General features: G+C 69.3%; 23 protein-coding genes. 13 read left to right on the forward strand and 10 right to left on the reverse strand.

Annotated elements, in window-relative coordinates; all coding sequences use genetic code 11:
* Positions 1–94: 94 nt before the first annotated feature.
* On the forward strand, positions 95–1,372 hold the full coding sequence (gene eno, locus KPL78_RS04565) for a phosphopyruvate hydratase (protein ID WP_219761742.1): 1,278 nt from the start codon (positions 95–97) through the stop codon (positions 1,370–1,372).
* 59 nt (positions 1,373–1,431) lie between these two features.
* Here the strand turns inward: eno and KPL78_RS04570 are convergent, their stop codons facing one another.
* Complete coding sequence (locus tag KPL78_RS04570; protein ID WP_219761743.1) at positions 1,432–1,980, reverse strand: NADPH-dependent FMN reductase; 549 nt, start codon at positions 1,978–1,980, stop codon at positions 1,432–1,434.
* A 36-nt stretch (positions 1,981–2,016) separates the two neighbouring features.
* Complete coding sequence (locus KPL78_RS04575; protein ID WP_219761744.1) at positions 2,017–2,412, reverse strand: (R)-mandelonitrile lyase; 396 nt, start codon at positions 2,410–2,412, stop codon at positions 2,017–2,019.
* Between the two features lie 183 nt (positions 2,413–2,595).
* Here KPL78_RS04575 and KPL78_RS04580 point away from each other — a divergent pair, with 183 nt between their 5' ends.
* From KPL78_RS04580 to KPL78_RS04625, 10 genes are all read left to right on the forward strand, one after another.
* Complete coding sequence (locus tag KPL78_RS04580; protein WP_219761745.1) at positions 2,596–2,916, forward strand: FtsB family cell division protein; 321 nt, start codon at positions 2,596–2,598, stop codon at positions 2,914–2,916.
* A 327-nt stretch (positions 2,917–3,243) separates the two neighbouring features.
* Positions 3,244–4,209 (forward strand): pyruvate dehydrogenase (acetyl-transferring) E1 component subunit alpha, encoded by a 966-nt coding sequence (pdhA, locus tag KPL78_RS04585; protein WP_219761746.1) that lies wholly within the window; start codon positions 3,244–3,246, stop codon positions 4,207–4,209.
* A gap of 1 nt (position 4,210) precedes the next feature.
* Complete coding sequence (locus KPL78_RS04590) at positions 4,211–5,554, forward strand: pyruvate dehydrogenase complex E1 component subunit beta (RefSeq protein WP_219761747.1); 1,344 nt, start codon at positions 4,211–4,213, stop codon at positions 5,552–5,554.
* Between the two features lie 18 nt (positions 5,555–5,572).
* On the forward strand, positions 5,573–6,871 hold the full coding sequence (locus KPL78_RS04595) for a pyruvate dehydrogenase complex dihydrolipoamide acetyltransferase (protein WP_219761748.1): 1,299 nt from the start codon (positions 5,573–5,575) through the stop codon (positions 6,869–6,871).
* The gene (locus KPL78_RS04600) at positions 6,868–7,356 is read left to right on the forward strand and encodes a GNAT family N-acetyltransferase (protein WP_219761749.1); all 489 of its coding nucleotides are present in this window, start codon (positions 6,868–6,870) and stop codon (positions 7,354–7,356) included. Before KPL78_RS04595 ends, KPL78_RS04600 begins: the two co-directional genes overlap by 4 nt.
* Entirely contained in the window at positions 7,356–8,750 is a 1,395-nt protein-coding gene (gene lpdA / locus KPL78_RS04605; protein WP_219761750.1) for a dihydrolipoyl dehydrogenase, read from the forward strand. Before KPL78_RS04600 ends, lpdA begins: the two co-directional genes overlap by 1 nt.
* A gap of 25 nt (positions 8,751–8,775) precedes the next feature.
* Positions 8,776–9,099, forward strand: a complete 324-nt coding sequence (locus tag KPL78_RS04610; RefSeq protein ID WP_219761751.1) for a nuclear transport factor 2 family protein — start codon at positions 8,776–8,778, stop codon at positions 9,097–9,099.
* 45 nt (positions 9,100–9,144) lie between these two features.
* Positions 9,145–10,122: a lipoyl synthase gene (gene lipA, locus KPL78_RS04615; RefSeq protein WP_219761752.1), complete on the forward strand. Its 978-nt coding sequence runs from the start codon at positions 9,145–9,147 to the stop codon at positions 10,120–10,122.
* A gap of 2 nt (positions 10,123–10,124) precedes the next feature.
* Positions 10,125–10,604: a type II toxin-antitoxin system RatA family toxin gene (locus KPL78_RS04620; RefSeq protein ID WP_219761753.1), complete on the forward strand. Its 480-nt coding sequence runs from the start codon at positions 10,125–10,127 to the stop codon at positions 10,602–10,604.
* 379 nt (positions 10,605–10,983) lie between these two features.
* The gene (locus KPL78_RS04625) at positions 10,984–11,628 is read left to right on the forward strand and encodes a glutathione S-transferase family protein (protein ID WP_219761754.1); all 645 of its coding nucleotides are present in this window, start codon (positions 10,984–10,986) and stop codon (positions 11,626–11,628) included.
* A gap of 217 nt (positions 11,629–11,845) precedes the next feature.
* On the opposite strand, the gene KPL78_RS04630 is transcribed toward KPL78_RS04625, so the two are convergent.
* Positions 11,846–12,391 carry an amino acid synthesis family protein gene (locus tag KPL78_RS04630; protein ID WP_219761755.1) on the reverse strand — a complete coding sequence of 182 codons (546 nt, stop codon included), beginning with the start codon at positions 12,389–12,391 and terminating at the stop codon, positions 11,846–11,848.
* Positions 12,392–12,469: 78 nt separating this feature from the next.
* Here KPL78_RS04630 and KPL78_RS04635 point away from each other — a divergent pair, with 78 nt between their 5' ends.
* Positions 12,470–13,537: a threonine aldolase family protein gene (locus tag KPL78_RS04635; RefSeq protein ID WP_219761756.1), complete on the forward strand. Its 1,068-nt coding sequence runs from the start codon at positions 12,470–12,472 to the stop codon at positions 13,535–13,537.
* Between the two features lie 341 nt (positions 13,538–13,878).
* On the opposite strand, the gene KPL78_RS04640 is transcribed toward KPL78_RS04635, so the two are convergent.
* From KPL78_RS04640 to KPL78_RS04670, 7 genes are all read right to left on the reverse strand, one after another.
* The gene (locus tag KPL78_RS04640; RefSeq protein WP_219761757.1) at positions 13,879–15,021 is read right to left on the reverse strand and encodes a DUF2252 family protein; all 1,143 of its coding nucleotides are present in this window, start codon (positions 15,019–15,021) and stop codon (positions 13,879–13,881) included.
* Between the two features lie 199 nt (positions 15,022–15,220).
* Entirely contained in the window at positions 15,221–15,814 is a 594-nt protein-coding gene (locus KPL78_RS04645; RefSeq protein WP_219761758.1) for a YcbK family protein, read from the reverse strand.
* Between the two features lie 186 nt (positions 15,815–16,000).
* Entirely contained in the window at positions 16,001–16,981 is a 981-nt protein-coding gene (locus KPL78_RS04650; protein ID WP_219761759.1) for a Bug family tripartite tricarboxylate transporter substrate binding protein, read from the reverse strand.
* Between the two features lie 93 nt (positions 16,982–17,074).
* On the reverse strand, positions 17,075–17,557 hold the full coding sequence (locus KPL78_RS04655) for a CinA family protein (RefSeq protein WP_219762512.1): 483 nt from the start codon (positions 17,555–17,557) through the stop codon (positions 17,075–17,077).
* Between the two features lie 2 nt (positions 17,558–17,559).
* Positions 17,560–18,012 carry a phosphatidylglycerophosphatase A family protein gene (locus tag KPL78_RS04660; RefSeq protein ID WP_219761760.1) on the reverse strand — a complete coding sequence of 151 codons (453 nt, stop codon included), beginning with the start codon at positions 18,010–18,012 and terminating at the stop codon, positions 17,560–17,562.
* Complete coding sequence (locus KPL78_RS04665; RefSeq protein ID WP_219761761.1) at positions 18,009–18,860, reverse strand: alpha/beta fold hydrolase; 852 nt, start codon at positions 18,858–18,860, stop codon at positions 18,009–18,011. The genes KPL78_RS04660 and KPL78_RS04665 overlap by 4 nt, the downstream gene beginning before the upstream one ends.
* A complete protein-coding gene (locus KPL78_RS04670; protein WP_219761762.1) occupies positions 18,857–20,827 on the reverse strand; it encodes a lytic transglycosylase domain-containing protein in 1,971 nt (656 codons plus the stop codon). Before KPL78_RS04670 ends, KPL78_RS04665 begins: the two co-directional genes overlap by 4 nt.
* A gap of 111 nt (positions 20,828–20,938) precedes the next feature.
* Here KPL78_RS04670 and dapA point away from each other — a divergent pair, with 111 nt between their 5' ends.
* A complete protein-coding gene (gene dapA / locus KPL78_RS04675) occupies positions 20,939–21,817 on the forward strand; it encodes a 4-hydroxy-tetrahydrodipicolinate synthase (protein WP_219761763.1) in 879 nt (292 codons plus the stop codon).
* Positions 21,818–21,852: the final 35 nt, after the last annotated feature.

The following is a 21,852-nucleotide window of genomic DNA, read 5'->3' on the forward strand; positions in this document are numbered from 1 at the left end:
TGGGGAGCGAGGCGCCCTCCGGGGGACTTGGCGCGACCTGTCCCGCAGTGTAGCCACCCACGCAGTCCCCTGACCGATCCGGAGAGCCCATCCCATGTCCGCCATCGCCGACATCATCGCCCGCGAGGTGCTCGATTCCCGCGGCAACCCGACCGTCGAGGCGGAGGTGATGCTGGAGACCGGCGCGCGCGCTTCGGCGATCGTTCCCTCCGGCGCCTCGACCGGCGCGCATGAGGCGGTGGAGCTGCGCGACGGCGACAAGAAGCGCTATGGCGGCAAGGGCGTGCTCAAGGCCGTCGCCAATGTCGAGGGCGAGATCTTCGACGCCATCTCCGGCATGGACGCGCTCGACCAGGTCAAGATCGACGAGACGCTCATCGAGCTGGACGGCACGCCGAACAAGGCGCGGCTCGGCGCCAACGCGATGCTGGCCGTCTCGCTCGCGGTCGCCAAGGCGGCGGCGGTGGATCTCGACATCCCGCTCTATCGCTACGTCGGCGGCGTCTTCGCGCGCACCCTGCCGGTGCCGATGATGAACATCATCAATGGCGGCAAGCATGCGGACAACCCGATCGACATCCAGGAATTCATGATCATGCCGGTTGGCGCCGGCACGGTCGCGGACGCCGTGCGCATTGGCTCCGAGGTCTTTATGGCGCTGAAGAAGGCGCTGCACGACGCTGGCCATTCGACCAATGTCGGCGACGAAGGCGGCTTTGCCCCGAATATCGGGTCGGCCGACGAGGCGCTCGGCTTCATCGCCAAGGCCTGCGAGGCCGCCGGCCACCGCGTCGGCGAGGATGTCGTCTTCGCCCTCGACTGCGCGGCGACCGAGTTTTTCCACGACGGCGCCTACAAGCTGGAGGGCGAGGGCAAGACCCTCGATGCCGGCGGCATGGTGGACTACCTCGCCGCGCTCTGCGCCAAGTGGCCGATCGTGTCCATCGAGGACGGCATGTCCGAGGATGACTGGGCCGGCTGGAAGGCGCTGACCGACAAGCTGGGCGGCACCGTCCAACTCGTCGGCGACGACCTGTTCGTCACCAACCCCGAGCGACTGCGCCTGGGCATCGAGCGCGGCACGGCCAATGCCATCCTGGTGAAGGTCAATCAGATCGGCACCCTGACCGAGACGCTGGAGGCGGTCGAGACCGCCCATCGCGCCGCCTATCGCGCGGTGATGTCGCACCGGTCTGGCGAGACCGAGGACGCGACCATCGCCGATCTCGCCGTCGCGACGAACTGCGGTCAGATCAAGACGGGCTCGCTGTCGCGCTCGGATCGACTGGCCAAGTACAACCAGCTCATCCGCATCGAGCAGGGGCTGGGCCAGGCGGCGCGCTACGCGGGGCGCGCGGCGTTGCGTCGCTGATCGCCCCCTGACCGCAGCGAGGGCCGCAGGGTGATCCTGCGGCCTTCGCCTGGCGCGGATCAGGCGAAGCGGCGGATCCAGGCGGCGTAACGGTCCATCCAGCCCTGGAGGAACTGCGCCGTGCCCTCATTCGTGACCGTTCCATCTTCGGCGATCAGCCCGTCCTTGTACTGGAGATAGACCTCCGGCTGGCCGAGCGTGGGCATGTCGAGGTAGTCGAGCGCACCGCGCAGGTCATGCTGGGCGAGGGCGCTGCCGATCGCGCCGGGCGAGGTACCGACGACACCCGCCGGGCGGCCGGCCCAGACGCTCTTGCCGTAGGGGCGCGAGCCTTGGTCGAGAGCATTCTTCAGACCGCCCGGCATGCCGCGATTGTATTCCGGCGTCACGAAGATCACGCCCTGGGCCGCCCGCACCTGGTCGCGAAAGCGCGTGACCGCGGCGGCGGGCGTCGCCTCGTCATCCTGATTGTAGAGCGGCAGGTCGTCGATGCGGACATCGGTGAAGGTGAAATCGGCGGGCCCGAGCTTCTTGAGCGCGCTCGCCAGCCGACCGTTGAAGGACCCTTTGCGCAGGCTGCCGACGATGACGGCGACGGTGATGGCCATCGGTGTTCCTTGGCTCCAGTGGATGGGATAGGGCTTCTACCGTCGGTATTGCGTGTCCGTCACCGGTTCCATCCAGGCAACCGCGCTGCCGTCCAGCTTTTCCTGTACGGCGATGTGGCTCATCGCCGTGGTGGGGGTTGCGCCGTGCCAGTGCTTCTCGCCGGGCGGGAACCAGACAACGTCGCCGGGACGGATTTCCTCGACCGGACCGCCTTCACGCTGGACCCAGCCGCAGCCGGACATGACGATCAGCGTCTGGCCCAGCGGATGGGTGTGCCAGTTGGTGCGCGCACCGGGTTCGAAGGTGACGAGCGCGCCGGTCACCCGCGCCGGATCGGGCGGGCTGAAGAGCGGGTCGATGCGGACAGCGCCGGTGAACCAGGACGCGGGTGCCTTCCCTGAGGGCTCCGTCCCGGCACGCTTGATGTGCATCGCGGCTGCTCCTTCTGTCGCTGACCTTGCGCGAAGGTGGTGGTGCGGCTGGCTGGCGACCAGTCCTCCCGCGCGGCGCACAAAAAAGCGTCGTCACTGGCTGAAAACAGGCACGAAGCGGATGACACGGATTCGCTGACGCGTTTAGAATCAGGTTCGCTGCTCCGGTTTCGGAATTCTGCTTTGCGTCTCATCCGCCGCTTCCTGAACGCCATCGCGCTGCCATGCCTCTTCCTGTCGTTGTCCGGCTATTTCGCCTGGCACGCGATGCACGGGGAACGTGGGCTGATCGCGCGCGAGCAGCGTATCGCCGACATCGCCGCGGCGCAGGCGGAACTGCATCGCGCTGAGCTCGACCGGGATGCCATGGAACGGCGCGTCGCCGGGCTGCGCGGGGACCGCGTGGATCGCGACCAGTTGGATGAGCGCGCGCGGGCCCTGCTGAACATGGTCGGGCGGGATGAGATCGTGATTCCCTATGCCCCGGAGCGCCGGCTCTACTGACCTTCCGGCGCCGCCGGCACGCAAAAACTTCAGTTTCTTCCTTGCGGGCGGATGCCTGTCGTGCTGCGTGAAATTGCGGGGATATATCCCTGTGGCGCAATGCTTTGTCTCGGACCGATCGGACTTCGCGGGGTTTGAGGCACTTAACCACAATTCGGTTAACCGTCTTATTGCATTGCAATAGAAGGATTTTCGCCAGACCGGCCGCTTGCGCGCCCCGCAAAGGGGCGCCTAATTAGGCGTGATCAGCCTTCCCTGAGGAGACGCCCTATGGCCCAGGCCGCGGACACCCCCACCAAGCGTCGCGGGAAGGCGAAGGAACCACCCATGGCGCGCGACGACCTGCTCAAGGCGTATCGCGACATGCTGCTGATCCGCCGCTTCGAGGAAAAGGCCGGCCAGCTCTACGGCATGGGTCTGATCGGCGGTTTCTGCCACCTCTACATCGGCCAGGAAGCGGTCGTGGTGGGGATGCAGATGTGCCTCAAGGACGGCGACCAGGTCATCACCTCCTACCGCGACCACGGCCACATGCTCGCCACGGGCATGGAGGCGCGCGGCGTGATGGCTGAACTCACCGGCCGCATCGGCGGCTACTCGAAGGGCAAGGGCGGGAGCATGCACATGTTCTCGCGTGAGAAGGGCTTCTTCGGCGGCCATGGCATCGTGGGCGCGCAGGTCTCGCTCGGCACCGGCCTCGCCTTCTCCAACTGGTATCGCGAGGATGGCGCGGTCGCCGTGACCTATTTCGGCGAGGGCGCGTCGAACCAGGGCCAGGTGTTCGAGAGCCTGAACCTCGCCGCCCTGTTCAAGCTGCCCTGCATCTACGTCATCGAGAACAACAAGTACGGCATGGGCACCAGCGTCGAACGTGCCTCCGCCTCCCGTGACCTGTCGCAGAACGGCGCCGCCTGGGGCATCCCGGGCGAGCAGGTGAATGGCATGGACGTGACCGCCGTGCGCGAGGCCGGCGAGCGCGCCGTCGCCCATTGCCGCGCCGGCAAGGGGCCGTACCTGCTGGAGATGAAGACCTACCGCTACCGCGGCCATTCCATGTCCGACCCGGCCAAGTACCGCACGCGCGAGGAAGTGCAGAAGATGCGCGAGACCTCGGACTGCATCGAGACGGCGCGCAAGATGCTGCTGGAGCAGCTCGGCGTGAGCGAGGCGGACCTCAAGGTGATCGACGACGAGGTGAAGGCCATCGTGCAGGACAGCGCCGACTTCGCGCAGCAGAGCCCGGAACCGCCGGAATCCGAGCTCTGGACCGACGTTCTCGTGGAGGCGAAGTGACATGGGTGCCGTGATTCTGATGCCGGCGCTCTCGCCGACCATGACCGAGGGCAAGCTCGCCCGCTGGCTCAAGAAGGAAGGCGACGCGGTGAAATCCGGCGACGTGATCGCCGAGATCGAGACCGACAAGGCGACGATGGAGGTCGAGGCGGTCGACGAGGGCACGCTGACGAAGATCGTCGTTCCCGAGGGCACCGAGGGCGTGCAGGTCAATGCGCCGATCGCCGAGTTGGACGGCGGCACCGGCAGTGCGGCAGCCCCCGCGCCGGCCGCTGCCCCGGAACCCGTGCCGGCGCCCGCATCCATCCCTGCCGCGCCCAAGGCCCCCGAACCGGCCGCCGCGGTCGAGAAGGATTGGGGCCCGACCCAGACCATCACGGTGCGCGAGGCCCTGCGCGACGCCATGGCCGCTGAGATGCGCGCCGACTCCGCCGTCTTCCTGATGGGCGAGGAAGTCGCGCAGTACCAGGGCGCCTACAAGATCAGCCAGGGGCTGCTGGACGAATTCGGCCCGAAGCGCGTGATCGACACCCCGATCACCGAGCACGGCTTCACTGGCATGGCCGTCGGCGCGGCCTTCACCGGCCTGAAGCCGATCGTCGAGTTCATGACCTTCAACTTCTCGATGCAGGCGATCGACCAGATCATCAATTCGGCGGCCAAGACGCTCTACATGTCGGGCGGCCAGCTCGGCTGCCAGATCGTCTTCCGCGGGCCGAACGGGGCGGCCTCCCGCGTCGCGGCGCAGCACTCGCAGTGCTACGCGTCCTGGTACGCGCACTGCCCGGGGTTGAAGGTGCTCGCGCCCTGGTCGGCGGCGGATGCCAAGGGCCTGCTGCGCGCCGCGATCCGCGACCCGAACCCGGTCATCGTGCTCGAGAACGAGATCATGTACGGGCATTCCTTCGAATGCCCGACCGATCCCGACTTCATCCTGCCGATCGGCAAGGCGAAGATCGAGCGGCCCGGCACGGACGTCACCATCGTCGCCTTCTCGATCGAGGTCGGCCTCGCGATGCAGGCGGCCGAGAAGCTCGCCGAGCAGGGCATCAGCGCGGAGGTGATCAACCTGCGCTCGCTGCGCCCGCTCGACACCGAGACCATCGCGGCGTCGGTGCGCAAGACCAACCGCCTGGTGACAGTGGAAGAAGGCTGGCCCTATGCCGGCATCGGCGCCGAGGTCGCGATGCAGATCATGGAGACCTGCTTCGACTACCTCGATGCGCCGCCGGTGCGCGTGCATGGCCTCGACATCCCGATGCCCTATGCTGCGAACCTTGAGAAGCTCGCTCTGCCGACGCTCGACCATGTGGTCGAGGCGGCGAAGCGCGTGACCTACAAGTAAGCGGCGGGGGAACGATCCATGGCCACGAATATCCTGATGCCGGCGCTCTCGCCCACCATGACCGAGGGCAACCTGGCGCGCTGGCTCAAGAAGGAAGGCGAGCGCATCAAGGCCGGCGACGTCATCGCCGAGATCGAGACCGACAAGGCGACGATGGAAGTCGAGGCCGTGGATGAGGGCATCCTCGGCAAGATCCTGGTCCCCGACGGCACCCAGGGCGTGAAGGTGAACGACCCGATCGCCGTGCTGGTCGAGGAAGGGGAGGCGGTCCCCTCGGGCGCGCCGGCCGCGGCCCCGGCACCGGCGGCTGCCGCCCCGGCCCCCGTGGCTGCCCCGGCCCCGGCCGCCGCCGCGCCGGTCGCGCTGAACCCGCAGCCGTTGCCGCCCGCGGGTGGGGATCGCGTCTTCGCCTCGCCACTGGCGAAGCGCATGGCGCAGCAGGCGGGGCTGAACCTCGCCGGCGTGAAGGGCTCCGGCCCGAACGGCCGCATCGTGAAGGCGGATATCGAGGCGGCGCTGTCGCGCGGCCCGGCCGCCGCACCCACGGCCGCCGCTGCCGCGCCGGCGCCTGCCGCGGCCCCCGCGCCGAAGCCCGCCGCGACGCCGTTCTCGACCACCGCGCCGCATACCGCCGTGCCGAACAGCACGATGCGCAAGGTGATCGCGCGCCGCCTGTCGGAATCGAAGGCGACCATCCCGCATTTCTACGTGACGATGGATATCGAGATCGACGCGCTGCTGAAGCTGCGCGCCGACCTCAATGCGCGGTCGCCGAAGGACGGGCCGGGCGCCTACAAGCTCTCGGTCAACGACCTGGTGATCAAGGCGACGGCGGCGACGCTGCGGCGCTTCCCGAACTGCAACGCGTCGTGGACCGATGACGCGATCATCCAGTACCACGACGTCGACATCTCGGTGGCGGTGTCCATCCCCGATGGGCTGATCACCCCGATCGTGAGGCAGGCCGACAAGAAGGGCCTCGCCGCGATCAGCAACGAGATGAAGGACCTCGCCGCGCGCGCCAAGGCCGGCAAGCTGAAGCCCGAGGAATTCCAGGGCGGCGGCTTCTCCATCTCCAACATGGGGATGTATGGGGTCAGCGATTTCAGCGCGATCATCAACCCGCCGCAGGCCGGCATCCTGGCCGTCTCCGCTGGCTTGCAGAAGCCCGTGGTGAAGGATGGGGCGCTCGCCATCGCGACGGTGATGACCTGCACGCTGTCGGTCGATCATCGCGTCATCGATGGCGCGCTCGCCGCCGAATTCATTCAGGCGCTGAAGCGCACCATCGAGGATCCGCTGAGCCTGATGCTGTGACGTCTCTCGTTATCCGAGAGGCGACGCCTGCCGACGTGCCGGTCATCGCGCGCTTCGTGCGCGCCTTGGCCGAGTTCGAGAAGCTGGCGCATGAAGCGGTGGGCACCGAACCCGATTTCCACGCCGCGATCTTCGGCACGCCGCAGCGCGCGGGCTGCCTGATCGCGGAATGGGACGGCGAACCGGCGGCCATCGCGCTGTATCACTGGACCTTCTCCACCTTCCTCGCCAAGCCGGGGCGGTGGCTGGAGGATCTCTGGGTTGAACCGCAATTCCGCCGGCGCGGCATCGCGAAGGCGCTCTTCGCGCGCCTCGCGCAGGACACGCTGGCCGAGGGCGGCGGGCGGCTCGCCTGGAACGTGCTCGATTGGAACGCGCCTGCCATCGCGACCTATGACGCGATGGGCGCGCAGGCTCTCAAGGAATGGATCACGCGCCGCCTGTCGGGCGATGCGCTGAAATCCCTGGCAGTGGAGGCGACGTGATGGCCGAACAATTCGATCTGGTGCTGATCGGCGGCGGCCCAGGTGGCTATGTCGCGGCGATCCGCGCGGCGCAGCTCAAGATGAAGGTCGCGCTGGTGGAGCGCGAGAATCTCGGCGGCATCTGCCTCAACTGGGGCTGCATCCCGACCAAGGCGCTGCTCCGCGCCTCCGAGATCAACCACCTGCTGCACAGCCTCGATCACTATGGCTTCGCGGCGGACAACATCCGCTTCGACTTCGCCAAGGTGATCAAGCGGTCGCGTAACGTGGCGAACCAGCTCTCTTCCGGCGTGAAGGGGCTGATGAAGAAGCACAAGATCACCGTCTATGACGGGCATGGCGCGCTCGCCGGCCCGGGCAAGGTGGCGGTGACCAAGGATGGCAAGCCGGTCGCGGAGCTCGCCGCGAAGCACATCATCCTCGCGACTGGCGCCCGCGCCCGCGTGCTGCCGGGGATGGAGCCGGACGGCAAGCTGATCTGGTCCTATCGCGAGGCGCTGGTGCCCGACATCATGCCGAAGAAGCTGATCGTCATCGGCTCCGGTGCGATCGGGTCCGAATTCGCGTCCTTCTACCTGAACATGGGCGCCGAGGTGACGCTCATCGAGGTGATGGACCGCATCCTCCCGGTCGAGGATGCCGAGGTCTCCGCCTTCGTGCAGAAGGCCTTCACCAAGCAGGGGATGAAGGTCATCACCGGCGCCAAGGTGCAGGGCGTGCGCAAGGAAGGCGACGGCGTCGCCGCCATCGTCGAGGCCGGTGGCAAGGTCACCGAAATCAAGGCCGACCGTCTGATCAGCGCGGTCGGCATCGTCGGCAATGTCGAGAATATCGGCCTCGAAGGCACCAAGGTGCAGGTCGACCGCACCCACGTGACCATCGACGGCTATGGCCGCACCGGCGAACCGGGCGTCTATGCCATCGGCGACCTGGCCGGCCCGCCTTGGCTCGCCCACAAGGCGATGCATGAGGGCGTCATCGTGGTCGAGGCCATCGCCGGGCTGCACCCGCATGAGATGGACGTGACCAACATCCCGGGCTGCACCTACTGCCGCCCGCAGGTGGCGTCGGTGGGCCTGACGGAGGCCGCGGCCAAGGCCAAGGGCTACGAGCTCAAGGTCGGCCGCTTCCCCTTCATCGGCAACGGCAAGGCGATCGCCCTGGGCGAGCCCGAGGGCTTCATCAAGACGGTCTTCGACGCCAAGACGGGTGCCATGCTCGGCGCCCACATGGTTGGCCCCGAAGTGACGGAAATGATCCAGGGCTACGGCATCGCCCGCACCCTGGAGACGACCGAAGCCGAGCTCATGGCCACCGTCTTCCCGCACCCGACCCTGTCCGAGGCGATGCATGAATCCGTCCTCGATGCCTACGGCAAGGTCCTCCATATCTGACGCCGAGGCCGCGCTGCGGGAGGCCATGCTGGCCCCCGACGTGGCGCGGCTCGAGGCGCTGGTCGCGGATGTCCCGGTCTTCGTGGACCAGGCCGGCGCGGTGCACGGCAAGGGCGCTGACCTGGCCCTGCATGCCTCCGGCCAGTTGGCCCTGGACCGGATCGACCTGACGGAGCGGCAGATCCTGCCCCTGCCGGGCGGCGATGCCTGCATTGGCGTGCGGGCAGACATCGCCGGCCGGTACGCCGGAAATGCCTTCGCCGGCGCCTTCCGCTACAGCCCGGTCGGGGCGCCGCGGGACGGCGCTTGGCAGGGCCAGGCCGCCCAATGCACGGGCATCGCGGCTTGAGCCTCGCAGGATGAAGCCGGGGGGCCTATATCGGAGCGGACCGCCATGACCACCACCCGCATCGAAATCGACCACCGCAAGCCCCGCACGGGCGCCGAACGGCACCCGGAGAAGGCCCATCGCCCGGACAACCCCATCCAGCGCAAGCCGGCCTGGATTCGGGTGAAGGCGCCGACGCACCCGATCTATCACGAGACGCGCAACCTGATGCGCGACCAGAAGCTCGTGACCGTGTGCGAGGAAGCCGCCTGCCCGAATATCGGGGAATGCTGGTCCCAGCGTCACGCGACCATGATGATCATGGGCGAGATCTGCACGCGGGCCTGCGCCTTCTGCAACATCACCACCGGGCTGCCGAACGCCCTGGACGCCGACGAGCCTCGCCGGGTGGGGGAGGCGGTCGCGACCCTCGGCCTGCGTCACGTCGTCATCACCAGTGTAGACCGCGATGATCTGAAGGATGGCGGCGCCGAGCATTTCGCCCGGACCATCCACGCCATCCGCGCCGCAGCGCCGGAGACGACCATCGAGATCCTGACGCCCGACTTCCTGCGCAAGGACGGTGCGCTGGAAGTCGTCGTCGCGGCACGCCCCGACGTGTTCAACCACAATCTGGAGACCGTGCCGGCGCTCTACCCGACCATCCGGCCCGGCGCGCGCTACTTCCACTCGCTGCGTCTGCTCGATCGCGTGAAGCAGCTCGACCCGTCCATCTTCACCAAGTCCGGCATGATGGTCGGCCTCGGCGAGAAGCGCATCGAGGTGCTGCAGGTGATGGACGATCTGCGCAGCGCCGATGTCGATTTCCTCACCATCGGCCAGTATCTCCAGCCGACGGTGAAGCATGCGGCGGTGGACCGTTTCGTCACGCCCGACGAATTCGACGACTACGCCAAGACCGCGCGCGGCAAGGGCTTCCTGCTGGTATCGGCGACGCCGCTGACGCGGTCGTCCTATCACGCCGATCGTGACTTCGCCGCGCTGCGGGCGGCGCGCGAGGAGCGTCTGGCGGCGCGCGGCTGACCATGCCGACCCACGCCGAAAAGAAGATCCTGCGCTATTCGCCGGAGCAGATGTTCGACCTGGTCGCGGATGTCCGCCGCTACCCGGAATTCCTGCCCTGGTGCGTCGGTGCGCGGGTGCTGTCGCAGACGGATGAGGTCCTGCTCGCGGACCTGACCATCGGCTTCAAGATGTTCCGCGAGACCTTCCGCTCGCGCGTCGGCCTCGACCGACCGGGCCATATCCACGTCACCTACGAGAACGGCCCCTTCCGCTACCTGAACAACCACTGGCGCTTTCACCCGGTCCCGCAGGGCACCGAGGTCGATTTCTTCGTCGATTTCGAGTTCCGCTCCCGCCTCCTGCAAATGGCGATCGGCGTGGTGTTCAACGAGGCGGTGCGCCTGATGGTCCGCGCCTTCGAGCGCCGCGCCATGGTGCTCTATGGCCGCAGCACGGTGCCGGTGCCGCCGGGCCGGCCGGCGCCGTCTGCGATGGGATGAGATTGCCGGCGCTGGGATTTGGAGAGGGGCGCTGCCCCTCTCCAACCCTCACCCCGCCAAAGGCCGAAAAGCCTCTGGACACCTTGAGCTGGTACCGGGCGCGGCGGGCCGCCGAAGATGGTGAATGGGCCCGATGGCTGTGGTGCCGGAAATGGCGCCGGGCGCATTGCGCGTGCGGATGCTGTGAAATCCAGCTCGGTCGAGCGCCAAGTCGAGGTTTCCAAAGGCTTTTCGTGGGGAGAGGCTGAGAGGGGCGAGGCACCTCTCAGTTCCATAGCCCCGGAAGCAGAAGCGGCAGCAACACCCTTCAGCCGCGTTGATGCCGTCCATCACGGCTTTGCGTTGGCCGCGCCGCGCGCGGATGCGGCAGGCTGCGGATATGACCTACGTCCTGTATGGCGACACCGGCTCCGGTTCCGTGATCGTCGAGATGGCACTCGCCGAGATCGGCGCGCCGGTCGAATTGCGCGACGTGCCGCTGGCGACGGACGCGCAACTTGCGGCCGAGTACCGCCGCATCAACCCGATGGGCCGTATCCCGACGCTGATTCTTCCGGATGGCACGGTGCTGACCGAAACCCTCGCCATCCTGCCGACCCTGGCCGACCGGCACCCGGAGGCCGATCTGCTGCCGCCGCCCGGGTCCTCGGAGCGCGCCCGGGTCTTGCGCTGGATGGTCCTGGCCGGGGCTGAGGGCTACCCGCATGTCACGCGCTGGGACTATCCGGCCCGCTTCAGCGCTGATCCAGCCCACGCCGAGGCCATCCGTGCCCGGGCTCAGGAGATGTATCGCGATTTGTGGCGGCTGATCGAAGCGGAGGCGGGGCTGACCGGGGAGCCGGCCGCGCCCTATCTGCTCGGCGCGCGCTTCACCATCGCGGACGCCTATCTGACGGTGCTGCCGCGCTGGGCGGATGGCCGCGGCTGGTTGCCCGAGGCCTGCCCCAAGCTGGCGGCGCTTGGCCGGGCCGTCGCGGCGCGCCCGCGCATTGCGCCGGTCTGGACGCGGCACTACGGGCGGTGAGCGGCTAGCCCCGTCGCGACCAGTGAAGCCTCAGCCGGGCCTGGCGGCCGCAATCCAAGCCTGTCCGGGACAGGACCCCACCATCGACAGGCAGCATGCCCGAAACAGCCGACCCTATCCCTCGGCGCACCAGCGCTACTCAAGGTTTCCAAAGGCCCTGTGGCCTTTGGTGGGGTGAGGTTCGGAGAGGGGCAAAGCCCCTCTCCGCCGGCGCGCATCACCGCGGCGGACCTTCCCCGATCCGTTGCAGCAGTCTTCCACCATCCGACAGCGCGATGGCCACCAGGATCTCATCCGGCCGGGGCGCATCCCCCAGGCTGACGGTGATCGTATCGAAATGCGGCCGCGACCACGCATCGTCCTTGTGCCCCAGCGGCAGGTCGAGGCTCGCCCCCGGCGGCCCGAGCTTCACCGCGGAGGGCATCAGCGCCGCCCCGCCGCCGATCGCCGCGCGCAGCGGCTTGCCGAGGCGCGGATGCAGCACCGCATGGCCGTGCTCGAGTTCCCCCGCCGACCCCACGATGGCCCCCTTGCCATAGGCGACCGGCGGCCCGCGCAGCAGCTTCAGCAATTCGGGGCCGACCCGTTCGGCCAGGGCGGCGCCGGCATCCACCAGGTCCTCGAGTTCACGGACGAAATAGCGGGCGAAGGGATTGACGATCGCGATCAGCGCGACGGCGCGCGTCACCGGATGTTCGGCCCTGTGCCCGGCCTCGGAAAAGGATTGCTCGCTGAGAAGCGCGAGCTTGCGGATCTGCACCATTCAATCGGTCTCCACCTCTGGCCGGATCGTGGCGCCGGAGGCATGCTCGGGCAACCACTCACCAGACAGGTTCCCTCCATGGTCCATGCTCCGAACCGCCCGCCTGCCGGCGCGCCCCCCGTGCGCATCAACCTCTATTCCGACACGCAGACGCGTCCGACGCCGGCGATGAAGGAAGCGATGATGCGTGCCGAGGTCGGCGACGAGCAGCATGGCGACGACCCGACGGTGCATGAACTGTGCGACCGCATGGCCGCGCTGATGGGCAAGGAGGCCGCCGTCTACCTGCCGTCCGGCACCATGTGCAACGTCATCGCGATCCTGACGCATTGCACGAAGGGCGACGAGGTCGTCGCGCATGAGAGCAGCCACATCCTGCACAGCGAGGGCGGCACCCATGCCGCGCTGACCGGCGTGCAGATCCTGGGCCTCAAGACCCCGCGCGGCATGTTCACTGCCGACGACGTGCGCGGCGTGATCCGCCCCAAGACCCGCTACGCCCCGCCGCAGCGCCTGCTGGAGGTCGAGCAGACCGCCAACATCGGCGGCGGCGCGATATGGCCGCTGGCGCAGCTCAACGAGGTCGCCGATGTGGCGCATGAGCAGGGCTGGTCCACCCATATGGATGGCGCGCGGCTGATGAATGCCTGCGTCGGGGCGGGCATCGCGCCGAAGGACATGGTGGCGGGCTATGATTCGGTGTGGCTCGACTTCACCAAGGGCCTCGGCGCGCCGCTCGGCGCCGTGCTGTGTGGGTCCGAGGAATTCATCGGCCGTGCCTGGCGCTGGAAGCAGCGGCTCGGCGGGTCGATGCGCCAGGCCGGCATCTGCGCGGCGGCATGTCTCTACGCGCTGGACCACAATATCGACCGCCTCGCCGAGGACCATGCCAACGCCAAGGCGCTCGCCCGTGGCCTGCGCCAGATCCCGGGCGTGGAGGTCGAGGAGCCGGACACCAACCTCGTCTTCTTCGACATCAAGGGCACAGGGATGGATGTCGCGAAGCTGCAGGAGAAGCTGCAGATGCGCGGCATCGCCGTGTCCGGTCTGGGCGGGCGGGTGCGGGCCTGTACGCATCTCGACGTGACGGCGCCGATGATCGAGGAAGCGGTGGGCGAAATCCGCACGGCGCTGGCGGCGGCGTAAGGCGCTGGGGAACCGGGAGAGGCTTTGCCCCTCCCGGACCCACCCCACCAAAGGCCACAGGGCCTTTGGAAACCGATACTTGGCGGCGGGCGGGAAGCCAGTCTCGAGATGTCGAGGCGAGCGCACCGCATTGCTCCCGCTGATACCTCCTGGCGCTGAGCACGGAGCGCGCGTTTCGGGATGGCCGGACCATTGCGCAGGGCGCCAGATCAGGGTTTCCAAAGGCCTTGTGGCCTTTGGCGGGTGGGGGTTCGGGGGAGGGCAGAGCCCTTCCCCGTTCCGCCATTACCGTCGTCTTCGCGCGCATGGGGCAGAGCCGCTCCGATCTTTCGGTCGCAACCCTAGGCCTCGCCACGCCAGGACCGCGGCACCTCCGCCTGATCCTGCCGCAGCCGCTGCGCGAGTTGCCGCGCCGCCTTGGCGAGGCGCTTTCCCTCGGCATCGAGCGGCGCGCCGGCGGCGATCTCACCGGTGATCGCCCGGGCGGCACCCATCGTCGCGGCGTGAACCGCGGCGAGATCTCGGCCCATCGCCTTCAGCATTCGCGGATCGAACAGGATTTCGGGATGCTTCCCGGCCTCGAATTTCTGGTTGTTGGGCGACAGCCGGCGCACCGCGATGCCGTCGAGGAAGCTCTGGCAGGGATCGGGTGCGCGATACGCGCCGGTCGCCGCCTCGGCGGCGCGGCAGGCAATGGGACCATCCCCGTGCAGCCGCACCCAGGCCGAGGGCAACATGGCCTTCGCCTCGCGCAGGATCGGCCCGCCCTGCCATTCCGCGCGCATCACCCAGCGCGGCCGGCCGAGGCTGCCCGCCCCGGCACGGCGCGGCCAGAGCCCGGCTTCCGTGGCACCGAGGGGCAGGGCCGCGCGCAAGGCGTTCAGCAAGCGGGCCGGCGGCGCCGTCGCGGGCGGCTCCTTCGGCGAGGCCATTTTCTTCCAGAACGTCTTCCGCGCCTTCTCCTGCGCCGCCTGATCCTCAGCGCTGCGCGCGACCAGCACGGTCTGGCGAAGCCAAGCGAAGTCGTGGTCGAGGATGATTGGCCGTGGGCGCTCCAACCCCTTGCCGTAGCCGCCCATGATCGCGCTTGCGGCCGCATCGATGGCGGCGTCGCCGGCCTCGGGATCGTCATGGGCCATGTGCGCGCTGGTCGCGAGCCGCAACAGATCGAGCGGCCAGGGCATCACCGCGGCCTCGTCGAAATCGTTCACGCCCCAGACGAGGCGGCCCTCACCATCGCGCCAGGTGCCGAAATTCTCGAGATGGATGTCGCCCACGGCGAGGACCGCTGCGCCCGGCCGCTTCGGCGTCCAGCTCTCGGGCAGCAACTCGACCCAGCGCCAATAGGCGGCGCGGAGATAGGTGAAGGGCGTGTCGGCCAGCTTGGCGCGGCGGGCGGCAAGGTCCGCCTCCACCACCTCGGCGCCCAGGGTGGCGCGGAGCCATTGCTCATTGGCGTGGGTGGAGGCGCGGATGTCATCCATGGCGGCGCGGCCCGGCGTTCACGATGAGGGCGCCACCCTAGAGCAGATCCTGTCCGGATGAACTGATCTGGACAGGTGAAGATGCCCGCAACGATAAATACCTAGAGCATTGCGGGTGAACGGAGGTTCGCCGGAAATGCCCTAGCGCCGCGCGTTGCGACGCCCAAGTAGGTTCGAAATCGTTACGATCTGCCTGCCGCTACAGGATGCGCGTCCAGGACGCCTTAGGTCCGATATCGACATGGGTGAAGGACCCGTACCAGCCGATGCCCATGAAGCCGAGATGGTTCGACAGCGCCGCCGCATGGGCGTGCACATCGGCCTGCGCCATGCCCGGCACCACGATGTCGGCCGCCATGCCGCGCATATGCAGGCTGTTCGGGGCGGCGAAGGGCAGCGTCGCGTTGGTCTGCGGCGTGCGGTAGCCCGAGATCACGCGGAGCGGTCGCGTGTAGCCCAGCCGTTCCTGGATCAGCGACAGCATGTCGAGCAGCAGGCCGGGGATCGGCCCTGGCGCGTCCTCGCGCAGGTCGCGGAAGGCGTGCTGCAGCCGGGCCAGCGCATCGATGCTGTAGTCCTGCCCGGAGCGATAGGCGACGACCACTTCCTCCCGCGCATTGTTCACCATCCAGAGGTAGCGCTCGCGGGGCGGCAGAGGCGCGGGCTCGGCTGGAACCTCGCCGAAGCCGAGATAATCGGCGCGCGCGGAGTTGCTGCCGCCCATCGCAGCGGCGCCGAGGCCCGCGAGCAATGCGCGACGGCGCGGCGTCGCACGGAAGGGGGCGTGAAGCATTTTTTTACTCTGCTCTCACCGTGCGAGCGCGAGCAACCGCGCCCGCGATTCGCACGCGAATGGAGAGGGGAGTGTGGCATTCGCGCCGCGGCGTGGGCGCGCTTGTCTATCGGACGGCGCCGGGCCGCATGCACGACGGCGAGACCGGAGAGGGGCGGCGCCGCTCTCTGATCCCCCCGCGCCGCGTCAATCCGCGCTCGCCCCTGTCAGCCGCACCAGCGCCTCCATGGTCGCGAGGTCACGCCGCTGCATGTCCGCCATCTGCTCCGGTCCGCCGCCCACAGGCAGGTAGCCGAGGCTCGTCATGCGCTGGTTCACCTCCGGGATGCGGACGCCGGCGGCGATGACGTCGGACATGGCCGACACGATGTGCGGCGGCAGCCGGGCAGGGCCGAAGATACCGATCCAGGAATTGAACTCGTAGCCCGGCACGGTGTCGGCGATGGGCGGGACGTCGGGCAGGGCGGGCATGCGCTGGGTCCGCGTCACGCCGAGCGGCCGCACCTGGCCGCTCTCGATGAAGGACATGGTCTCGGCCAGAGGCGAGAAGATCAGGTCGAGCCGGCCGGCGACCAGGTCCGCCATGGCCGGCGCGCCGCCGCGATAGGGGATGTGGGTGAAGGTGACCCCGGCCTTCTGCTCGAACAGCGCTGCGGCGAAGTGCTGGGTGCCACCGACGCCGCTGGTGCCGATGTTGAGCTTGCCGGGATTGGCCTTCGCATGGGCGACGAGGTCGGCGATGCTGCGCACCGGCAGGGCGGGGTTCACCACCGCCACCGCGGCGCTCACCAGCACCAGCGAAACGGGCGTGAAGTCGTTCGTCACATTGAAGGGCAGGGATTTGTAGAGGAACTGGTTGGTCGCGTGGGTACCGACCGAGGCGACGACATAGGTCAGCCCGTCCGGCGCACTGCGGGCGACGAATTCGGACCCGATGTTCCCGGCACCGCCGACGCGATTCTCCACCACCACAGGCTGGCCGAGCGGCCCGCTGATGGCATTGGCGACGAGCCGCCCCGAGGTATCGGTGCTGCCGCCTGCGGCGAAGCCGACGACGAAGCGCACCGGGCGGTCGGGGCGCCATGGCGCCGCGCTTTGCGCAAGAGCGGGCAGGACGGGGAACAGGGGTGCGGCGCTGAGTGCGCTGAGCACCTTGCGACGATTCATGGAAGGCTTCCTCATAGGCTTATTGCGCCGCATGACACGGCGGTAATGTGCCCAGGGAGCCGCAGCGACGGCGCGCTGTCAAATCGTCGCGGACTATTCCGGCATTGCCAGGCGCAGCGCGGCGGCGACCGTCGCGGCGCGCACGGCTGTGCGGTCGCCGGGGAAGATGTGGCGCTCCACCAGCGTCTCCACGCCGCGCCGCGCGCAACCGATGAAGACCAGGCCGACCGGCTTGCCCGGCGTCGCGCCGCCCGGCCCGGCGATGCCGGTGCAGGACAGGGCGATGTCCACCTGGGCCTCGCGCAACGCGCCTTCGGCCATCTGCCGCGCGACTGGGTCGCTGACGGCGCCATGGGCGGCGAGCGTCGCCTCCTGCACCCCCACCATCCGCATCTTCGCTTCGTTGGAATAGGTGACGAAGCCCGCCATCACCACGCTCGAGGACCCGGCGATGGCGGTCAGCGCCGCGGCGATCAGCCCGCCGGTGCAGGATTCGGCCGTCGCGAGGGTCTCGCCCCGGGCTTCCAGCGCGGCGAGCAGCGCGCGCGCCTCCTCGATCGTCGCGTCAGGCAGCAGGGTCACAACAGCACTCCCGGCGCGAGGGCGCCCAAGATCAGCAGCAGGGCGGCGGCGATCGCGCCGGCCAGGATGTCGTCCAGCATGACGCCGGTCGCGCCGTGCAGCCCGTCGGCCCAGGACACCGGCCAGGGCTTGAGGATGTCGAAGGCGCGGAACAGCAGGAAGGCGAGGCCGACGCCGACCCAGCCCGCCCCCGCCGGCAGGCCGGCCAGCGTCAGCAGCATGCCGGCGGCCTCGTCCACCACGATCCAGCCGGGATCGTCCGTGGGGCGATCGGCCAGGACTTCCCGCACCGCGACCCAGCCGACGCCCCAGACGAGCAGGCCGAGCACCAACGCCCAGCCCGGCCCGAGCAGCGCGAGCGGCAGCACCACCAGCGACCCCCAGGTCCCCGGCGCCGGCCTGAGTCGCCCGACGCCGCAGACGGTCGCGACCGCCAGCGCCGGCGTCACGGAAGGGCCGCGAGGAAGCGGTCGAGCCCGGCGACAGCCGCCGGCTCCTCGAGCGTCGGCGCATGGCCGGTACCGGGCAGGGTGACCAGGCGCATGTCGGGCCGCGCCTTGCGCATCAGCGCGACGGTATCGACCGAGAGCAGATGGCTCTGCTGCCCCCAGACCAGCATCAGCGGCAGCTTCGCCAGCGCTCCGAAATAGGGCCAGAGATCCGGCGGCGGCCCGGCATCCGGTCCCACCGCCTGCTGTCCGACGCGAATGTCCCAGCGCGGGTGCCACAGCCGGTCCTCGCCCTCGGCATAGGTGCGCCAGGCGAGGGCGCGCCAGCCTTCCTCGTCCAGCAATTCCATGGGCGGATGGCGGCGGCGCAGCCAAGCCGTGGCGTCCTCCAGCGTCGCGCAGCAGGGGTCGGTGCCGACCAGCTCGACCACCGCCTCGCGGCCGTCGCGCTCGATCTCGGGGCCGATGTCGTTCAGCACCACGGCGGCGAGGCTCGCCGGCCGCATCACCCCGAGGGCGAAGGCGACCAGCCCACCGAAGGAGGTGCCGACCACTGCCACGCGATGCAGCCCGAGCGCCGCCATGGCGTCGATCACATCGGCGATCAGCTTTTCGGGCGCGTAGCGGCGCGGATCGGCGGCGCGGGCGCTCTCGCCATGGCCCGCATAGTCCAGCGCCACGACCCGCCGAGTCCCGCCATGCCGCGCGCCGATCGCCGCGTAGTCGAGCGCCGTGCGGCAGATGCCCGACAGGCACAGCAGCGGCGTGCGATCGGCCGCACCCGGCCATTCGGTCGCGGCCAGGCGCAGCCCGTCGCGCGCGGAGAGCTCGATCCGGCGGCCGCTCACCGTGCGGCCTGGAGCTGCTGCAGCCAGGGGGCGAGGGGATGGGCAAGGCCCGCCGCCGAGGGATCGGAGGCGCGATAGACCATGACGTTCTCGATCACGCGCTGAACGTAATTGCGGGTCTCGCTGAAGGGGATCTGTTCCATCCAGTCGATCATGTCGACATCGCCGCCGCGCGGGTCCCCATAGGTGCCGAGCCACTGGTCCACGCGCCCCGGCCCGGCATTGTAGGCCGCCGCTGCGAGCGGCAGCGCGCCCCCGAAGCGGGTCAGCATCTGGTCCAGATACCCCGCGCCGAGCCGCATGTTCGCCTGCGGATCGCCGGTGAGCTGCCCGACCTGGTAGGGCACGCCGAGCCGCCGCGCAACCAGCGCCGCGGTCGAGGGCAGCAACTGCATCAGCCCGCGCGCATTGGCGCCCGACACGGCCTCGGTGTCGAAATTGGATTCCTGCCTGGTGATGGCGTTGATGAAGGCGGGTTCGGGGCTGGTGACGGGCGGCTGGAAGGGGCGGGGCCAGCCCTCGGGCAGCAGCATGTCGCCATCGGCGCCGGCGCGGCGCGCCACCCAGACCGCATGGTCCGGCCGACCGATATGATTGGCCAGCCGCGCGGTCAGCATCCGGTCGGTGCCGTCGGCGGCGAGGTCCTCGATGCGCAGCAGGAAGATGCGCGCCCGCCGCGTGTCGCCGAGATCGGCGAGCGTCAGCACCGCGCGCGCCAGCTCGCGGCCGGCGAAATCCGCGGCGCGGGGCTGGGTGACGGCCGGGACCTGCGCGCGGGTGATGCGGGCCGACAGCGCCGTCGGATCCTCGCCCAGCGCCAGGGCGGAGAGCTGGCCATAGAAGGCAACCGGCAGTTCGGCGCCGAGGGCGTATTGCGTGCGCGCTGCAGCCGTGTCGCCCCGCGCGGCCAGGGCACGGCCCTGCCAATAGGCGGAGCGCGCCCGCGTGATGACCGATCGGCTGTCCTGCCCGACCATCGCGAAGTGGCGTTGCGCCGTGGCGGGGTCGTTCAGTCGCCGCAGGGCGATGAAGCCGGCAAGGAACTCGCCCTCGCCGCGCGGCTCGCCGGGTTCGGCCTGGCCATGGGCGGCAGCGATCCGATAGGCCTCGCGGTCCTGGCCGAGGCGCAGCAGCTTGCGGGTCAGCACCTGGCGTTCCACCCAGACCGCGCGGGCGGTATCGCCGGCGAGGCCCGATTGCAGAGGCTCGGCGGCGATCCAGACGGCGGCGGCCTCATTGTCGCGGTCGCGGCGGCGCAGCAGCCGAGCCTGTTCATAGGCCCAGCCGATATCGGTCGGGCGCGTGCCCAGCACCGTGTCGTCGTCGCGCGCCAGGGCCAGCCGCGTCGCGGCGGCGGAGGCGCGCGCACCGGTCAGCCGCGCCGCGGCGCGCGAGGCGCCGGCCAAGTCACGCGCGAAGGCAAGGCGGTCGAAGCGGCGCCAATGGTCCTCCTCGGACAGGCGGCTACCGAAGCGGAGGAGCACGGCTTCCTCAGTGATGACGTCCCCGGGGGTCTCGACCCAGGCTTCGCGCATGACCGCGGTCGCCCGGGGCGCCTGACCGGCTCGGTCCAGCGCATCGGCGTAGCGGAAGGCGCCTTGCAGCGAGCGCGGCGGATTACGTCCGAAATGCCGCAGCACGAGCGCATCGTCGGCTTCGACCGCCAGTGCCGCCTCGGCCCGCCGATTCAGCGTGTCGGGATACGGCCAGTCCGGATTCTCGGCGATGAAGGCGACGAGTTCGCCCGCCGTGGCCGGCGCCGCACGGTTGGTCAGCCGTATCCACAGGGCGAGCTTGGCGGCGAGCGGATCGGCAGCGGCGGCATAGGTGTCGGCCTCGCCCCAGCGGCCCGCCGAGGCCGCGGCAAGGGCCTGGCGGCCGGCGACGCGGGCGCCTTCCGGCGCCCAGGACTGCGCGGCGGCGGGGAGCGGCAGGGCGAGGGCGGCGAGGAGGAGCAGGCGGCGCATGGCTGACTCTCTACCCGATTGGACCGCCGCTTGTCCCGCGGCCTTGTCCCGGGCTGGTGTGACGCCTAGGTTGCGCGCTTCACGGCCAGAAACACAAAGGAGGGCGCCGTTATGTTCAGGGGTTCGATGGTCGCGCTGATCACGCCGATGCGTGCCGACGGATCCGTGGACGAGAAAGCCTTCCAGGACCTGGTCGAATGGCAGATCGCCGAGGGCACCGAGGGGCTGATCCCCGTCGGTACGACCGGCGAGAGCCCGACCCTGTCCCATGCCGAGCACAAGCGCGTCGTGGAGATGTGCGTCGAGGCCGCGAAGGGCCGCGTGCCGGTCATGGCCGGGGCGGGCAGCAATTCCACCGCCGAGGCGATCGACTTCGCCCAGCATGCGAAGAAGGCCGGCGCGGACGGGATCCTCGTGGTCACGCCCTACTACAACAAGCCGACGCAGGAGGGGATGTTCCTCCACTTCACGGCGATTGCCGATGCGGTGGACATCCCGCTGTTCATCTACAACATCCCCCCGCGCAGCGTGATCGACATGACGCCGGAGACGATGGGGCGGCTCGCGAAGCACCCGAACATCGTCGGCGTGAAGGATGCGACGGCCAACCTGACCCGCCCGCTGCACCAGAAGCGGACCTGCGGGGCGGATTTCATCCAGCTCTCGGGCGAGGACCACACCGCGCTCGCCTTCAACGCGGCGGGCGGGCATGGCTGCATCAGCGTGACCGCCAATGTCGCGCCGCGGCTCTGCGCCGAGATGCACAAGGCCTGGCGCGACGGGAAGGTCGGCGAGGCAATGGCGATCCAGGACCGCCTGACGCCGCTGCATGACGCGATGTTCTGCGAGACCTCGCCGGGCCCCGTGAAGTATGCGGCGAGCCTGCTGGCGAAGAGCTCGGAGCATTGCCGCCTGCCGATGGCCCCGCTGGGCGAGGCCAGCAAGGCGAAGGTCCGCGAGGCGATGGTCTCGGTCGGGCTGCTGAACTGACGTCGTCGTGCTATGATCGGCCCAAGGCACCGCCT

The organism is Roseomonas alba (assembly GCF_019430885.1).
GTDB lineage: Bacteria > Pseudomonadota > Alphaproteobacteria > Acetobacterales > Acetobacteraceae > Neoroseomonas > Neoroseomonas alba.

What these genes read in the sequence shown, in the direction of transcription:
- eno (WP_219761742.1), top strand. Translation starts at nt 95, where the DNA reads ATGTCCGCCATCGCCGACATCATCGCCCGCGAGGTGCTCGATTCCCGC.
- KPL78_RS04570 (WP_219761743.1), bottom strand. Translation starts at nt 1,980, where the DNA reads ATGGCCATCACCGTCGCCGTCATCGTCGGCAGCCTGCGCAAAGGGTCC.
- KPL78_RS04575 (WP_219761744.1), bottom strand. Translation starts at nt 2,412, where the DNA reads ATGCACATCAAGCGTGCCGGGACGGAGCCCTCAGGGAAGGCACCCGCG.
- pdhA (WP_219761746.1), top strand. Translation starts at nt 3,244, where the DNA reads ATGGCGCGCGACGACCTGCTCAAGGCGTATCGCGACATGCTGCTGATC.
- KPL78_RS04590 (WP_219761747.1), top strand. Translation starts at nt 4,211, where the DNA reads ATGGGTGCCGTGATTCTGATGCCGGCGCTCTCGCCGACCATGACCGAG.
- KPL78_RS04595 (WP_219761748.1), top strand. Translation starts at nt 5,573, where the DNA reads ATGGCCACGAATATCCTGATGCCGGCGCTCTCGCCCACCATGACCGAG.
- lpdA (WP_219761750.1), top strand. Translation starts at nt 7,356, where the DNA reads ATGGCCGAACAATTCGATCTGGTGCTGATCGGCGGCGGCCCAGGTGGC.
- KPL78_RS04610 (WP_219761751.1), top strand. Translation starts at nt 8,776, where the DNA reads ATGCTGGCCCCCGACGTGGCGCGGCTCGAGGCGCTGGTCGCGGATGTC.
- lipA (WP_219761752.1), top strand. Translation starts at nt 9,145, where the DNA reads ATGACCACCACCCGCATCGAAATCGACCACCGCAAGCCCCGCACGGGC.
- KPL78_RS04620 (WP_219761753.1), top strand. Translation starts at nt 10,125, where the DNA reads ATGCCGACCCACGCCGAAAAGAAGATCCTGCGCTATTCGCCGGAGCAG.
- KPL78_RS04625 (WP_219761754.1), top strand. Translation starts at nt 10,984, where the DNA reads ATGACCTACGTCCTGTATGGCGACACCGGCTCCGGTTCCGTGATCGTC.
- KPL78_RS04630 (WP_219761755.1), bottom strand. Translation starts at nt 12,391, where the DNA reads ATGGTGCAGATCCGCAAGCTCGCGCTTCTCAGCGAGCAATCCTTTTCC.
- KPL78_RS04635 (WP_219761756.1), top strand. Translation starts at nt 12,470, where the DNA reads ATGGTCCATGCTCCGAACCGCCCGCCTGCCGGCGCGCCCCCCGTGCGC.
- KPL78_RS04640 (WP_219761757.1), bottom strand. Translation starts at nt 15,021, where the DNA reads ATGGATGACATCCGCGCCTCCACCCACGCCAATGAGCAATGGCTCCGC.
- KPL78_RS04645 (WP_219761758.1), bottom strand. Translation starts at nt 15,814, where the DNA reads ATGCTTCACGCCCCCTTCCGTGCGACGCCGCGCCGTCGCGCATTGCTC.
- KPL78_RS04650 (WP_219761759.1), bottom strand. Translation starts at nt 16,981, where the DNA reads ATGAATCGTCGCAAGGTGCTCAGCGCACTCAGCGCCGCACCCCTGTTC.
- KPL78_RS04670 (WP_219761762.1), bottom strand. Translation starts at nt 20,827, where the DNA reads ATGCGCCGCCTGCTCCTCCTCGCCGCCCTCGCCCTGCCGCTCCCCGCC.
- dapA (WP_219761763.1), top strand. Translation starts at nt 20,939, where the DNA reads ATGTTCAGGGGTTCGATGGTCGCGCTGATCACGCCGATGCGTGCCGAC.